The organism is Actinoplanes subtropicus, assembly GCF_000721705.1.
Lineage (GTDB): Bacteria > Actinomycetota > Actinomycetes > Mycobacteriales > Micromonosporaceae > Actinoplanes > Actinoplanes subtropicus.
Genome location: NZ_JOJL01000038.1, coordinates 62,924 through 77,346, shown reverse-complemented (window position 1 = coordinate 77,346; position 14,423 = coordinate 62,924). Strand labels below are relative to the sequence as shown.

Genomic DNA, 14,423 nt, shown 5'->3' with positions numbered 1-14,423 from the left:
GTTCGGGTCGCCGCCGACGAGGATCGGTCACCGGGCGGAAGGACGACGGTGGGGAAGCGGTAGAAACCCGGGCGATGGTCGGCGCCGCATGCCGTCGAGCGTCGTCTCCAGCAGTGGCAGGGCGCGCAGCACCTGACGGGAGCGGATCAGCGCGTCCCAGACCGGCTCGAACTTCTTCCAACCGCCCGCGTACGCGAGATGCCGCAGCCGGTAGTCGCGCGGCTTGCCGGCTGCCCCGCGCCAGATGGATGGCCACCGGTAGAAGTCCCGGTACGCCTTCCAGTAGCCGGACTCCAGTTGCTCCGCTGTCAGCCCGCGCGGCCGGTAGACGACGTGCCGGGTGTCGTACCGATCCCAGTCCCTGTGCACGATCCGGCCCGCTGTCTCCATCCGGCGGAACAGCGCGGTGCCCGGATACGGCGTCATGATGTGGAAGGTGGCCGTCTCCAGCCCGATGTCCACGCCCCACTCGACCGTACGATCGAAGACGTCCGGGCCGTCGTCGTCCATGCCGAAGACGAAGCTGGCATTGACCATGACCCCGGCGTCGTGCAGCCGCCGCGCCACCGCCTCGTAGCTGCGCCCGACGTTCTGCCGTTTGCGCTGCTCGGCCAGGTTGCCCGCGTTGATCGTCTCGAAGCCGACGAACATGCTGCGCAGTCCCGCGGCGGCCGCCTTCTCCAGCAGGCCGGGCGCGAGGATCGAGTCGACCGTGCCGGCCGCCTGCCAGACCCGGTTCATGCCGCGCATCCCGTCGAACAGGGCCTCGGCGAAGCGGCGGTTGCCGAGCAGATGGTCGTCGAGGAAGTAGAGGTGCCGGCCGGGCAGCCGGTCGATCTCGGCGAGCGCGTCGTCCACCCGCTGGGTGTAGTACGACTTGCCGCCCGCGAAGAACGCGTCCTTGTAGCAGAAGTCGCAATGGTGCGGGCAACCCCGGGAAACCACGATCGAATTGGGTACGAGGTACCGCTCCCGCCTGATCAGGTCGCGCCGGACCGGAGGCAGGCCGTGCAGCGTGCGCTCGCTGGAGACGTACCGCTTGGCCGGCTCGCCGCGGCGGAAGTCGGCCAGGAAGCGGGGCCAGGTGTCCTCGCCCGGCCCGAGGAAGATCGCGTCGGCGTGCCCGGCGGCCTCCTCCGGCAGCGAGGTCACGTGCAGCCCGCCGAGGGCGACGAAGACGCCCCGCTCGCGGTACCGGTCGGCCAGCTCGTAACTGCGCCGGGCCGAGGTGATGTAGACCTGGATCACCGCCAGGTCCGGCCGGTCGTCGGCGACCTGGGCGGCGATCCGCTCCACGTGCTCGTCGAGGATGCGTACCTCGTCGTCGGGGCCGAGGTAGCCGGCCAGGGTGGCCAGCCCGAGCGGCGGGAACAACGAATACTTGATCGGCCGGAAGAGCGGGCTGGTCGCCTCGGTCAGGGCCGGCAGGATCATCGTCACGCGCATGCCCGAAAGGCTAGAAATCGCCTGCGGAGAAGGTGTGCGGCCGCGGTGAAGGTTCTGCGCCGGGCCGGGCTCAGCGGCGCAACTCGCCGGCCTCGATCCGGATGACCCGGTCGCAGGTGGCGGCGACCCGCTCGCTGCGGGTGGCCAGCAGCACCGCCCCGCCGCGGTCGGCCCGGGCGCGCAGCATGGTCAGCAGCTCCGTCGCCTCGGCCTCGGCCAGCAGCCCGGTCGGCTCGTCGGCGACCAGCACCGGCGGGTCGTTGGCCAGGGCCACGGCCAGCGCGGCGCGGGAGCGTTCGCCGGGGGACAGCGCCGGCGGGAACGTGTCCCCGCGCCCGCCGAGTCCGGCCGCGGCCAGCCGGACGCCCAGGTCGCGGTAGGCGCGGCGGGCGGCCAGGTGCCGGGCCAGGACGATGTTCTGCCCGACCGTCAAGTGATCGACCAGATTGCCGTAGGCGTACAGGATCCCGATGTGCTCGGCGCGTAACCGCGCGCGCTCGGCCTCGGTGCGCAGGTTCAGCTGATGGCCGGCCACGTGCACGAGTCCGCTGTCCGGCTCGTCGACGCCGGTCAGCAGCGCGAGCAGCGACGTCTTCCCGGACCCGGTACGACCGAGCAGCGCCACGCTCTCGCCCCGGCACACGGCGAGTGAGACGCCGCACAGCGCGAAGGAGCCGCCGGCCGTACGACGGAAGTATTTGTTGAGGCGATGGCCGGTCAGCACCTCGGCATTGGTCACGCCGGCAACCTATGGCGCGGTTTCTGAAAATTCCGTGAGAGGTTTGGGCCCGGCCGGGCCGGGCATGGCAGAAATACATGACCTCAGCGCTGGGCCCGTCGTTCCTCGACCCGCAATGGCTGATCTCCACCTTCGGGCTGATCGGCATCCTGGTCATCGTGTTCGCCGAGTCCGGGCTGTTCTTCGGCTTCTTCCTGCCCGGCGACTCGCTGCTGTTCACGGCCGGCCTGCTCGTGGCGGACGGCACCTACCTGCGGGTGCCGCTCTGGCTGATGTGCGCGCTGCTGTCGGCCGCCGCCGTGGCCGGCGATCAGTTCGGCTACCTGTTCGGGCGCCGGTTCGGGCCGGCCCTCTTCCGGCGGCCGGACTCGCGGCTGTTCAAGCAGGAGAACCTCGCCCGCGCCCAGGGCTTCTTCGACCGGTACGGCGCGCGGTCGATCATCCTGGCCCGGTTCGTGCCGATCGTCCGGACGTTTACCCCGATCGTGGCGGGCGCGAGCCGCATGCACTACCGCTCGTTCCTGATCTACAACGCGGTCGGCGGCGTGCTGTGGGCCTGTGGCGTGACGATCCTCGGCTACTTCCTCGGCCAGATCGCCTTCGTGCGGTCCAACATCGAGCTGATCCTGGTCGGCATCGTCGCGCTGTCGGTGCTCCCGATCGCGGTGGAATTCCTGCGCAGTCGGCGGCGGGCCCGGGCGAGGCGTTAGCGCGGAAACTGGCGCGGCCTCGGAGGGGCGAGGCGTTGGCGCAGCAGGTCGACGTCGGAGGGGCGAGGCGTTAGCGCAGCAGCCGGCGGAGGAGGTCGGCGTCGGACGAGCCTCGGGCGCCGGGGTGCACGGGCCGGGAGAATCGGGGCGGCCCGCAAGGCGGCGACGAGCGACTCCGGATGCGCTTGGCCGGTAAGGCCGCGACAAGCGATTCTGGGGTGCGCTTGGCCTGCGGGGCCGCGACGAGCGACTCGAGGGTGCGCTCGGCCGAGTTACCGCAGGCTGGCGAACACGTCGCCCTCCCGGCGCGCGCCCGGCGTCCGGCCCGCCTCGATGAACCACTCGCGCCCGGCGGCCAACCGGAAGAGCGGGCCGGGCAGCCGCCCGAGCAGCGCCACGGTCCGCAGTCCCGCCCCACCCTCGGCCTGGCTCGCGTGGGCCCGCAGGGCGATCCGTTTCTGTCGCCAGTACCGGCCGACATCGACGACGTGGGTCGTCTCCGAGCCGTCGGCGTACGCGTCGGCCGCCCCGGCCAGCGGCAGCCGCGGCAGCAGCCGGCCGGCCAGGCGCAGCACGCGCAGCGCCGCCGCCAGCCGTCGCCGGTCGACCGTCGCCTCGAGCAGCACCGGGGTTGCCGCCGCGGCCGCCGCGGCCCGGGCCACGTGGTGCAGGTGGCGGTGGTCGGGGTGACCGTATCCGCCGTGCGCGTCGTAGCCGGTGAGCACGTCCGCCCGCTCCGCGCGGAGGATCTCGGCCAGCGCGGCCGCGGCCCGGTCCACCGGAACGTCGACGAACCGCGGCGGGTAGCCGGCGGCCGTGGGCGCGTAGCTGGCGGCGGTGGGTGAGTTGCTGGCGGCGGTGGGTGCGTTGCTGGCGGCGGTGGGTGCGTTGCTGGCGGCGGTGGGTGCGTTGCTGGCGGCGGTGGGTGCGTCGCCGGCGGCCATGGCCGCGTTGCCGGCGGCCGTGGGCGCGTCGCCGGCGGCAATGGGTGCGTTGCTGGCGGCCAAGGTAGCGTCGCCGGCGGCCACGGGTGCGTCGCCGTGCAGGCCCGAGTCGCGGTAGCCGAGGACGACCACCCGGGCGCAGCCGAGCGCCTCGGCCGCGCGGTGCAGTTCGGCCCGCCGGCGGGCGCCCGCACCCCCGGCCTCGCCGAGCGTCGCGACGACCAGGACGACGCGGTGCCCCTCCGCGGCGGCCCGGGCCAGCGTGCCCCCGGTGAGCAGGCTCTCGTCGTCCGGGTGAGCGTGGAACGAGACCAGCGTGAACCGCCGGGTCATCCCGGCAGGCCGATCCGCGCCAACGGGCAGGTCCAGGTCGACGGGCCGGTCCACGCCGACGGGCAGGTCCAGGCCGACGGGCCGGTCCAGGCCGACGGGCTGACCCGAGCCAATGGGCTGACCCGAGCCAACGGGCCGACCCGAGCCAATGGGCTGGTCGGGGTCCATCGGCTGACCCGGGCCGACGGGCTGACCCTGGCCGACGCGCTGACCTGGGTCGACGGGCTGGTCCGGGTCAGCGGGCTGACGCGGGTCGACGGGCTGATCCGGGTCGACGGGCCGATGCGGGACAAGGGGCCGGACCGGAGTCGGATCGCTGCCTCGTATGCGGCGTCGGCGGCGTCGAGCACGGCCGGCCAGCTCATGGCGGGCGTGGTGGCGCGGTTGTGCCCGGCAACGGCGGCGAGCCGGGCCGGGTCGTCCAGCAGCCCGGCGAGGGTCGCGGTGAGAGTGTCGTCCGAGGGAGCGAGCCAGCCCTCGATGTCGGGCCGGATGAAGTCGGCGATGCCGCTGCCGGCGCGGGCCACAACCGGGAGGCCGGCGGTGCGCGCCTCCAGGGCGGCGATGCCGAACGACTCGCGCGGCGCCGGCGCGATGTAGAGGTCGGCGGCGGCGAGGACGTCGCGGATCGCCGGCCGGGAGAGCGCGCCGGCCAGGTGGATGCTGCCGGCCGAGCCGGAGGCGTCGATCCGGCGCTGCAGCCGCGCCCGGAGCGGGCCGTCGCCGACCAGCACCGCCCGGAACCGCCCGGGATGGCTTTCCTGGAGCGCCAGCAGGATGTCGAGCAGGGCGTGCGGGCGCTTGCGGCGGACCATGCGCATCACGCTGACCAGTGTCGGCATCGTGGACGCGGTCGGCGGGCGGGCGGTCTGCCACTCGCTGGGATCGATGCCGTTGGGCAGGATGCCGACCACGGCTCCGTCCAGCGCCGCGCTCACCGCCTGGGCCGCCGCCGTGCTGACCGCCGTCCACACCACTGGCCAGCCGGCGGCCCGCTGCCAGCGGGCGTACCGACGGACCATCGGCAGGACGTCGTGCCACATCGAGTGCACCGAGACGACCGTCGGCAGGCCGGATGCTGCCGCCACCCGGGCGGCCGTCCACGACAGTGGGGAGAAGGCAGAGATGTGGACGTGCACCACCTCCGTGCCGCGGGTCAGCAGGGCGTCGGAAAGTTCGGCGCCGGGCACCCATCGGTAGGGGCCGGCGCCCAGCCGGTGGCCTGCGCCGAGCCGCAGCACGGGGACGTCGTCCACGTCGTCGTTACCGTGCGCCGCGCTGGCCGGGCCGAAAGAGTCGCTGCCGTTCGCCGCGAGAGCCCGGGCGAGGGAGTCGTTGCGTGCCGTGGTGGCCGGGGCGCGGGAGTCGTTGCCGTGCGCCGCGATGGCCGGGACGAAGGAGTTGCCGCCCGCGAGGGCCGGGGCGATGGAGTTGCCGCCCGCGAGGGCCGGGGCGATGGAGTTGTCGCCCGTGGTGGCCGGGCCGATGGAGTTGTCGCCCGTGGTGGCCGGGCCGATGGAGTTGTCGCCCGTGGTGGCCGGGCCGATGGAGTTGTCGCCCGTGGTGGCCGGGGCGAAGGAGTTGCCGCCCGTCGTGGCCGGGCCGAAGGAGTCGTTGGCGTGCGCCGCGAGGGCCGGGCCGAAGAAGTCGTCGCCGCTCGCCGTGGTGGTCAGGACGAACGCGTCGTCGCCGCGCCGCCGCTGCCGGGTGGCGAGGTCGCGGACGTGCAGTTCGACGCCGCCGAGCCGGGGGAGGTAGACGTCGCTGACGTGGGCTACGCGCATACCGGTGGGGCCCCGTTCCGGCGCCGCGAGGCCCACCAGCCGGCGCCCACCGCCGCGCCGACCGGGATCTCGGCGGCGAACACGAAGGCGCGGAAGAGCAGCACCCCGGCGAGCGCCGCGGTGGGGTCCACGCCGAGCGCGATCAGCACCGTCGCCATCCCGGCCTCGGCCGGCCCGGCCCCGCCCGGCGTGATGACCTGCAGCGTCAGCGCCCGCTCGGCGACCAGCGCGGCGAACACCAGCACCGGGTGCGGCCGCAGCCCGACGGCGAGCAGGCAGCACCACAACAGCGCACCCTGCGCCAGCCAGTACCCGGCCATGCCCAGCGTCAGCGCCGTACGCCGTCTTCGCACCAGCCCTTCGGTCCCGGCCAGCAGGTCGGACACCGTCGTCGACCAGGTGGCGCCGACCGGCCGCCGGACCACCCGGGAGCAGCCCCGGGCCGCCACGCCCACCACGCGCAGCAGCGGCGCCGCCCGCCCGCACAACGCCCAGAGCAGCAGTACCCCGGCCGCGAACGCGCCGGCCGCCGGCAGCACCCAGGCACCGCCCGCCGCCGGGCTGAGCACCCCGGCGGCCACCAGCGCCACCAGCGCGACCGCCGGCATCAGCAGCTTGGCGACGACGTCGCACGCCTTCGAGACCACCACGAAGCGGGCGAAGTCGAGGCGGCTGTGTCCCCAGGCCCGGGTCATGGCCAGGTTCAGGGCCGTGCCGGCGAGGCCGCCCAGCGGCAGGACGTTGGAGACCGCGCTGCCGCTCAGGTTCAACGCCAGGGCCCGGCCCCGGCTCAACCCCGGCAGCGCGGCGGTCAGCACCACCGTGTGGATGTACAGCCCCGCGATCCAGACCAGCGCGAGCCCCGCCGTCACCGCCCAGGGAAGCCCGCCGATCAGCCCGAACGCCGCCGTCCAGGAGGCACCGGCGGCCGACGCCCGGACGGCGGCCCAGGCCGTCACCGCGAGAAGGGCCACCACCAGGGCTGCTCGCCACCGTTTCGGCACGCCTTCCTCCACCGATCAGCCGCCGTATCGGAATTGGTCACGATCACAAGCGTCGGCTGAGGGAACGCTGAAATTCGGCAAGTCGCCATTTCGGCGTAAGCGGATCTTAAACGCTGTACGATGGCTGGTTCGCCTGCGGCAGCCCGGCCCAGCACGCCGCCCCCACCGGCAGCTGCGCCCAGCAGGACATCAGCCGGTAGGTCAGGACGGCGGCGGTCGCCGCGGCGGCGGGCGCGTGGCCGGTGGTGGTCATCGCCAGGATCAGGGTCGCCTCGATCACGCCGATACCGCCGGCGGTCGCCGGGATCTGCCGGGCCAGCTGCGCGCCCAGATAGGCCGCGCCGACCACCGGGATCGGCACCGACAGGCCCAGCGCGCGCAGGCAGGCCAGCAGGCACAACAGGTCGGTGAGCCAGTTGATCGCGGCGAGCGTGAGCACCAGCAGCCAGCGCCGGGCGGGGATGAGCGCGGCGTGCGCGGCCGTTTCGCGGACCACCTGCCGCAGCCGGCCGCCCGGCGCTGTGCCGCCACCGGCGCCCGGCCCTCCGGACGGCGCGGAGAAGGCCGGCCGGCCCGGCCGGTGGCGCACCCAGCGGACCACCGGCACCATCGACGCCAAGGCCAGCACGGCGAGCGTGGCCACCGCCGGTCCGGCCTGCACCAGGGCGTCACCGGCGTACAGAATGGCGAGACCCGAGACCGAGGCGACACCGCACAGCACCGTGACGGCCGTTGCCACCGGGCGGGTCGCCCCGCGGGCGCGGAACTGCCGATAGCCGTACGCCGCGGCGACCGCCGACCCGCCGGGCAGCCCGGTCGCCATGGCCGAGCGCGCGAGGGTCACCGCCACCGACACCCGGGCCCGCATGGCGACCCCGAAGGCGCCCAGCAGCCGCCGCTCCTGCTCGGCGAAGGCCGCCGTCGAGACGACCTGCAGGAGCACCGCGGCGACCAGCCACCAGGGCCGGGCCTGCCGGAGCGCGGCCCCCATCGAGGCCGCGCTCGGCAGGTGCCCCCGCAACTCCACGTACGCCAGGCACCCGGCCAGTGCCAGCACGGGCAGCTTCCACCACCCGCGTCGCATCGTGCTCATGAGGCAACCTTGGACGCCGCGCCTATGGCAATCGATGAACCTTTCGTAAGAGCCGCGTAAGAATCAGCCAGCGATCTTCGCGGTGAACTGCGTGGTGTACGTCCTGGACAGGTCGACCTGGTCCTTCTTGCCCTTGACGTTCGGCGAGAACTGGCTGAGCACGTCGAGGACGTTCTTGGCGCCGTCCGCCTTCATCAGGCCGTCACCGTTGAACATCCCCATGCTGTCGTGCACCGCCTGGGCGTACAGCTGCGGATTTCCGGCCGCGTATTCGGCGGGCATCCTGGCCGCGATCTCCTCGGCGCTGTGCCCCTTGATCCAGCGCAGCGTCTTGACGAACGCGTTGGCCAGCTTCTGCACCTGCGCCGGGTGGCTCTGCACCCAGGCGCAGTCCAGGTAGAGGGAGCTGGCCGGGTACAGCCCGCCGAGCGCCTGCTTGGTGCCGTCCTCGGTACGCATGTCGAGCAGCACCTTGGCCTTGCCGCTGCTGACCAGCTTCGCCGCGGTCGGGTCGGTGGTCATCCCGGCGTCGATCCCGCCGTTGTCGATCGCGGCGATGAACGTGGTCCCGGCGCCGGCCTTGACCGTGGTGTAGTCGGCGCTGGTCAGCCCGCCCTTGGTGGCCAGGTACCGGGTGAGGAAGTCGGTGGACGAGCCGGGGCTGGTCACGCCCATCTTCCGGCCCTTGAAGTCGGCCGGGCTCTTGATCGTGGCGGCCTTCGCGGCGGCGACCATCTCCACCTCGCCGGGCACGTCGGCGAACTGCACCACGCTGGTGATGCACTTGCCCTTGGTCTGCAGGTCGATGGTGTGGTCGTAGAAGCCGACCACGCCCTGCACGTCGCCCGAGATCAGCACGTTCTCCGCGGTCGCGCCGGACGGCTCGGTGAGCAGCTGCACGTTCAGCCCCTCGGCCTGGAACCCGCCGAGCTGCTCGGTCAGCTTCGCGGGCAGGTAGATCACCTTGTCGATGCCGCCGACCATGATCTTGATCGGCCCGTCGGAGGCGGCGGCGGTGGAGTCGGGGCTGGTGCCACGGCATCCGGCGACAAAACAGGCAAGGACCGCAGAAACCGCCAGGAATTTACGCATGGTTGTCTCCCGAAGAGGACGGAACGGGCGGGCGCCACCGGAGGAGCCGGTTTCTCCAGCAGCGTGAGCAGGTACTTGGCGAGCAGCGCGACGACCGTGATGATGATCATTCCGGCGTAGATCCCGGCCGCGTCGAACGTGCCCTGGGCGTTGGCGATCAGCAGGCCGAGGCCCTTGTCGGCGCCGGCGTACTCGCCGACCACCGCGCCGATCAGCGCGAAGCCGAACGCGGCGTGCAGCGAGGCGAAGATCCAGCTGGTGGCGCTGGGCACGACGATCGAGGTCAGCACCTGGGTGCGCGAGGCGCCCAGGATGCGGGCGTTGTCGACCAGGTTGCGGTCCACCTCGCGGGCGCCCTGGAAGGCGTTGAAGAAGACCGCGAAGAAGACCAGCACCACCGCGGTGGCCACCTTCGAGGTCAGGCCCAGGCCGAACCAGATGATGAACAGCGAGGCCAGCACGATCCGGGGCACCGCGTTGGCGGCCTTGATGAACGGCGCGGCCACCTCGGCGGCGAAGCGCGCCCGGCCCAGCAGGATGCCCAGCACGACGCCGGCCGACCCGTCCAAGGCGCTCGCCGGGCGCGACACCATCAGCGTGGAGCGCGGCACGCTGGGCCTGTCGGCCCGCGGCAAGACGCCGCTGCGCGCGGCGGACGGCAGCGTCGTCGGCGAGGTCAGCGTGGGGTTCCGGGTGGCCGACATCCGGACGTACATGTGGCAGCAGCTCGGCGTCGCCGGGATCGTGGCCGGCTGCGCGCTGCTGCTCGGCGTGGCCGGGTCGGCGCTGCTCAGCCGCCGGCTCAAGCGGCTGACCCTGGGCCTGGAGCCGGCCGAGCTGGCCGAGCTGGTCCAGGAGCGGGAAGCGGTGCTGCGCGGGATCAGCGAGGGCGTGCTGGCCGTCGACGCGACCGGCCGGGTCTCGGTCTGCAACTCCGAGGCGGTCCGGCTGCTGGGCGTCGACCCCGCGCCCGGCGCCGCGGTCGCCGAGGCCGGCCTGCCGCCCGGGTTGCTGGCCGTGTTCGAGGCGCGCGCGGCCGACAACGTGATCACCGTGGCCGGCGACCGGGTGCTGGTGGTCAACTACCGGGCGGTCCGCCGCGACGGTCGCGACCTGGGCGGCGTGCTCACCCTGCGGGACCGCACCGACCTGGAGAACGTGACCCGCGAGCTGGATTCGGTGCGTACGCTCAGCAACGCCCTGCGCGCCTCCCGGCACGAGTTCGCGAACCGGCTGCACGTGCGCTCCGGCCTGCTGCAGAACGACTATCGCGACGAGGCCCTGGAGTACCTGCACCTGGTCGCGGGCGGCGCGCTGGCCGCGGCCGGCCCGGTCGGCGCCGTGGACGACCCGTACCTGCAGGCCTTCGTCGCCGCCAAGACCGCCGAGGTGGCCGAGCGCGACGTCCGCCTGACCCTCTCCGACACCAGCTGGGTCGGCACCCGGGTGACCGCGCCGGTCGAGGTCACCACCGTGCTCGGCATCCTCGTCGACAACGCCCTCGAGGCGGCCCGGCTCGGCGCGCGGCGGCCGGCCTGGGTCGACCTGGCGCTGCTCTCCGACGACGACGCCCTGCACCTCTCGGTGGTGGACTCCGGCGACGGGCTCGACCCGGCTCTGGCCCCCGGTGCGGAGCTCTTCACCGCCGGCATCAGCACCCGCGGTGAGCAGGGCCGCGGGCTCGGCCTGTCGCTGGCCCGGCAGGCCGCCCGTCAGCTCGGCGGCGACGTCCGGCTGGCCACCCCGGCCGGCGAGGGCCATGGCGCGGTCTTCGAGGCGCGGCTGCCGCACGCACTGGTCCCGGTGGCCACATGATCCGGGTGCTGGTCGTCGAGGACGATTTCCGGGTCGCGCAGGTGCATGTGGACTTCACCGCGCGGGTGGACGGCTTCACGGTGGCCGGCACCGCCCGTACGGCCGCGGATTGCCGATCTTTCTTGGCAGTACGACCGGTGGACCTGGTGCTGCTGGACAGCTACCTGCCGGACGAGCCCGGTCTGGACCTGCTGGCCGAGCTCACCGTCGACACCATCATGTTGACCGCCGCGTCGGATGCCGCCTCGGTCCGGCTGGCGCTGGCCCGAGGCGCCCTCAACTACCTGGTCAAGCCGTTCACCGCCGAGCAGCTGGGGGAGCGGCTGGCGGCCTACCGCCGATACCGGACCGCGCTGGGCGGCGACCGCCACCTCGGGCAGGAGGAGATCGACCGGGTCTGGCGGCTGCTGCACGAGGGCGACCGCCCGGCCGTGCCCAAGGGCCAGTCGGCGGTGACCGTACGGCTGGTCAGCGAGGCACTGCGGCACGCCGGCGAGCCGCGCACCGCCGCCGAGATCGCCGACGAGCTGGGCATCTCCCGCGCCACGGCGCAGCGCTACCTGGCGGCCCTGGCCCGCGACGGCGCCGCCGAGATGCACCTGCGCTACGGCGCCACCGGCCGCCCCGAACACCGCTACAACTGGCTGGCGTTGCCCGTTTATCCTGAAGTTTCTTAACAGATATTGACCGGGCCGCCGGGCATCTGCTTCAGTCGATATCTCATCCCCCATTGCACTGTGCGTCCCCCCACGCACGGAAGGTGAGTCATGCCCAGAAAACGCCTCCTGGCGATCGTCGCCACCGTCGGCGTCGTGCTCGCCGGAGCGGCCGCCGCGCTGCTCCCGATCACCGCGTCCGAGGCCGCCGTCGCCTGCGCTACGCCCTACGACAACAGCACCGTCTACACCGGCGGGGCGGTCGTCTCCTACCACAGCCACAACTGGACCGCCAAGTGGTGGACGCAGTACGAGGCGCCCTCGACCGGCGGCTCCGGCGTCTGGAGCGACAACGGCGCCTGCGACGGCGGCTCCGGTGGCGGTGGCGGTGCCTGCGACTACCCCAACTGGGTGGCCGGCCAGAACTACACCACCGGCGCGATCGTGCGGTACACCAACGGTCTCTACTACCAGGCGACCCACGACAACCCGGGCTACGACCCGACGATCTCCACCTGGTACTGGTCGCCGTACTCCTGCTCGGGCGGCGGTGGCGGCAACACCGGTGGCTTCGTGGTGAGCGAGGCCCAGTTCAACTCGATGTTCCCGGGCCGCAACAGCTTCTACACGTACCAGGGCCTGGTCGCCGCGCTGGCCAAGTACCCGTCGTTCGCGACCACCGGCGGGGACACCGTCGCCAAGCAGGAGGCGGCCGCGTTCCTGGCCAACGTCGGGCACGAGACCGGCGGCCTGGTCTACATCGACGAGATCAACCAGGCGAACTGGCCGACCTATTGCGACTGGTCCCAGCCGTACGGCTGCCCGGCGGGTCAATCCGCCTATCACGGTCGCGGGCCGATCCAGCTGAGCTGGAACTTCAACTACTACGCGGCCGGCAATGCGCTCGGCGTCGACCTGCTCGACAACCCGAACCTGGTCGCCACCGACGCGGCGATCTCGTGGGAGACCGGCATCTGGTACTGGATGACCGGCACCGGCAACGCGGGCACCACCTCGCACAACGCGATGGTGAACGGCCAGGGCTTCGGCACCACGATCCGGGCCATCAACGGCATCGAGTGCAACGGCGGCAACACCGCTGAGATGCAGGACCGGGTCAACCTCTACACCCGCTTCGCCGGGATCCTCGGCGTACCCACCGGCGGCAATCTGACCTGCTGACCATCGGGAGGGTACGGCTTTCGCCGTACCCTCCCCGGTTTCTAGAGTTTGGTCAGGTCGATCTTGCAGGTGGTCCGGACGTAATCGGTGAGCTTGGTGCTCGCCTCCTTGCGCTCCGGCGTGTTCAGCAGCGGGAGGAGCTTGGCGGCGCCGAGCTTCTTGATGTCGTAGCCGGCCGCCTCCATCGCGGCGCGCAGGTCGGCGGACTCCCGCTTCAACGCCTCGACGCTGGGCTTGATGTCGGCCGGGGCGGTGTCGACGAGTTTCTGGTTCATCTCCGCGGTCTTGGCCAGGTACGCCTTCCAGGCCGCCGGGGTGCCGCCGGACAGCAGCCCACCCAGTTCGGTGCCGACCAGGGTGGCCTTCTGCTCCTTGACCGTGGCGCAGAAGTCGCCGCCGCCACCGCCGTCGGACGTGGTGGCGGCTGTCGTGGTGGTGGTGGTGGTGGTGGTCGCCGCCGCCGCGGTGGGCGGTGTCGTGGCGCCGGCGGCCGTGGCAGCGCCGCCGGAGTCCTTGCAGGCGCCCAGCGCGCCGGCGAGGAGGAGAACAGTTATCAACACCGGCATCCGGCGGATATTCGCGATCATGCCGGAATGGTGCCGGTCGGCGGAGCCGTGCGGAAGACGCCGGAGAGTCGGTTTCCGGTCAGCCGCCCGATCGGGTGCGATCCGCTTCAGGTCGGGAACGAGATCGCCGCCGGGGTCTTCGCGCCGAAGACGGTCGCGACCACGTCACTCACCGTGTGGGCACCCTGGGCGAGCGTTCCCGACGCGGTCAGCCGATAGGTGACGGCGACGACGTAGCGCTCGTGGTCGCCGGCGAAACCGACGCTGTGGGTAACCCAATGGGTGACACCGTTGTCCGGCTTCTGGGCCCAGCCGTCCTTGTTGCCGGGGTGCATCGACGCGCCGGCGCCCCACACCCCCCAGTGCTGGAAGGACGCCACCCCGCGCAGCGTGGTGACCAGGTAAGCGCGGCCGGTGGGGTCCATCCTGTCCAGGACGTACGACATCAGGTTCGCCAGGTCCTGGGCCGAGCAGCGCAGGTTGCGCCAGAAGACCGGCAGACCGGGGACGACGCCGAGCGTGGACATCCCGTACGTGGTGCGGAAGCGGCTCAGCATGCCGGCGCCGTCGAACTTGGTCCACAGCGCGGTGGTCGCGTCGTTGTCGGAGTTGACCAGCGACAGGCGCATGGTGTTCCGGTCGGCCGCGGTCAGGGTGACCTGGCCGGCGTGCGCGCGCTCGAGGATCGCCGACGAGATGGCCAGCTTGATCGTCGAGGCGGTCCAGTTCAGCTGCGCCGGATCGCCCGCCCGCCAGACGGTGCCGGTCACCCGGTCGCGCACCACCAGGCCGATCGTGCCGGGCTTCTTGGCGATGAGGGCACGCACCGCCGCCATGCGGGCGGCGATGGTGCCGCCGGCCGCCACTTTCTGAGCCGTCGCCCTGGCGGGCGAAGCGGACGGCGACGGGGGCGCCGAGACCGACTCGGCGGGCGCGGAGGTGGTCGCCGGTGGCGCAGACGCGACCCAGGACGACGAGGCCGCGGAGGCGGACCCGCCGCAGCCGGCCAGGGCGAACACGGCGAGCATCACGACGACACGGCTGGCACGCACGCGCGGC

General features: G+C 72.8%; 13 protein-coding genes and 1 pseudogene. 4 read left to right on the top strand and 10 right to left on the bottom strand.

Annotated features, from left to right (window positions below; all coding sequences use genetic code 11):
• Window positions 1–27: 27 nt before the first annotated feature.
• Window positions 28–1,446: a B12-binding domain-containing radical SAM protein gene (locus tag IH26_RS0141595; RefSeq protein ID WP_051809449.1), complete on the bottom strand. Its 1,419-nt coding sequence runs from the start codon at window positions 1,444–1,446 to the stop codon at window positions 28–30.
• Window positions 1,447–1,516: 70 nt separating this feature from the next.
• Window positions 1,517–2,185 carry an ABC transporter ATP-binding protein gene (locus tag IH26_RS0141590; protein ID WP_030441799.1) on the bottom strand — a complete coding sequence of 223 codons (669 nt, stop codon included), beginning with the start codon at window positions 2,183–2,185 and terminating at the stop codon, window positions 1,517–1,519.
• A gap of 77 nt (window positions 2,186–2,262) precedes the next feature.
• Here IH26_RS0141590 and IH26_RS0141585 point away from each other — a divergent pair.
• Window positions 2,263–2,920, top strand: a pseudogene (locus tag IH26_RS0141585) (DedA family protein); the annotation flags it as partial.
• A 247-nt stretch (window positions 2,921–3,167) separates the two neighbouring features.
• On the opposite strand, the gene IH26_RS0141580 reads toward IH26_RS0141585, so the two are convergent.
• From IH26_RS0141580 to IH26_RS54645, 6 genes are all read right to left on the bottom strand, one after another.
• On the bottom strand, window positions 3,168–4,172 hold the full coding sequence (locus IH26_RS0141580) for a PIG-L family deacetylase (protein WP_030441797.1): 1,005 nt from the start codon (window positions 4,170–4,172) through the stop codon (window positions 3,168–3,170).
• Window positions 4,169–5,956, bottom strand: a complete 1,788-nt coding sequence (locus tag IH26_RS56605) for a glycosyltransferase family 4 protein (RefSeq protein WP_157437637.1) — start codon at window positions 5,954–5,956, stop codon at window positions 4,169–4,171. The genes IH26_RS0141580 and IH26_RS56605 overlap by 4 nt, the downstream gene beginning before the upstream one ends.
• Window positions 5,947–6,960 carry a lysylphosphatidylglycerol synthase transmembrane domain-containing protein gene (locus IH26_RS0141570; protein ID WP_169789895.1) on the bottom strand — a complete coding sequence of 338 codons (1,014 nt, stop codon included), beginning with the start codon at window positions 6,958–6,960 and terminating at the stop codon, window positions 5,947–5,949. Before IH26_RS0141570 ends, IH26_RS56605 begins: the two co-directional genes overlap by 10 nt.
• A 106-nt stretch (window positions 6,961–7,066) precedes the next feature.
• A complete protein-coding gene (locus IH26_RS0141565; RefSeq protein WP_051809443.1) occupies window positions 7,067–8,053 on the bottom strand; it encodes a lysylphosphatidylglycerol synthase transmembrane domain-containing protein in 987 nt (328 codons plus the stop codon).
• 63 nt (window positions 8,054–8,116) lie between these two features.
• Window positions 8,117–9,037 carry an ABC transporter substrate-binding protein gene (locus IH26_RS0141560; protein WP_245665918.1) on the bottom strand — a complete coding sequence of 307 codons (921 nt, stop codon included), beginning with the start codon at window positions 9,035–9,037 and terminating at the stop codon, window positions 8,117–8,119.
• Complete coding sequence (locus tag IH26_RS54645) at window positions 9,013–9,714, bottom strand: ABC transporter permease (protein WP_245665917.1); 702 nt, start codon at window positions 9,712–9,714, stop codon at window positions 9,013–9,015. The genes IH26_RS0141560 and IH26_RS54645 overlap by 25 nt, the downstream gene beginning before the upstream one ends.
• On the opposite strand from IH26_RS54645, the gene IH26_RS0141550 reads away from it, so the two are divergent.
• The 3 genes from IH26_RS0141550 (at window position 9,683) to IH26_RS0141540 (ending at window position 12,798) form a co-directional block, all read left to right on the top strand.
• Window positions 9,683–10,960: a sensor histidine kinase gene (locus tag IH26_RS0141550; RefSeq protein ID WP_245665916.1), complete on the top strand. Its 1,278-nt coding sequence runs from the start codon at window positions 9,683–9,685 to the stop codon at window positions 10,958–10,960. The two genes, IH26_RS54645 and IH26_RS0141550, sit on opposite strands and share 32 nt — an antisense overlap.
• Entirely contained in the window at window positions 10,957–11,637 is a 681-nt protein-coding gene (locus tag IH26_RS0141545) for a response regulator (protein ID WP_030441791.1), read from the top strand. The genes IH26_RS0141550 and IH26_RS0141545 overlap by 4 nt, the downstream gene beginning before the upstream one ends.
• A gap of 90 nt (window positions 11,638–11,727) precedes the next feature.
• The gene (locus IH26_RS0141540; protein ID WP_030441790.1) at window positions 11,728–12,798 is read left to right on the top strand and encodes a glycoside hydrolase family 19 protein; all 1,071 of its coding nucleotides are present in this window, start codon (window positions 11,728–11,730) and stop codon (window positions 12,796–12,798) included.
• 41 nt (window positions 12,799–12,839) lie between these two features.
• Here the strand turns inward: IH26_RS0141540 and IH26_RS0141535 are convergent, their stop codons facing one another.
• Both IH26_RS0141535 and IH26_RS54640 read right to left on the bottom strand, forming a co-directional pair.
• The gene (locus tag IH26_RS0141535; RefSeq protein WP_157437636.1) at window positions 12,840–13,385 is read right to left on the bottom strand and encodes a hypothetical protein; all 546 of its coding nucleotides are present in this window, start codon (window positions 13,383–13,385) and stop codon (window positions 12,840–12,842) included.
• A gap of 86 nt (window positions 13,386–13,471) precedes the next feature.
• On the bottom strand, window positions 13,472–14,416 hold the full coding sequence (locus tag IH26_RS54640) for a serine hydrolase (protein ID WP_051809442.1): 945 nt from the start codon (window positions 14,414–14,416) through the stop codon (window positions 13,472–13,474).
• Between the last annotated feature and the right edge of the window lie 7 nt (window positions 14,417–14,423).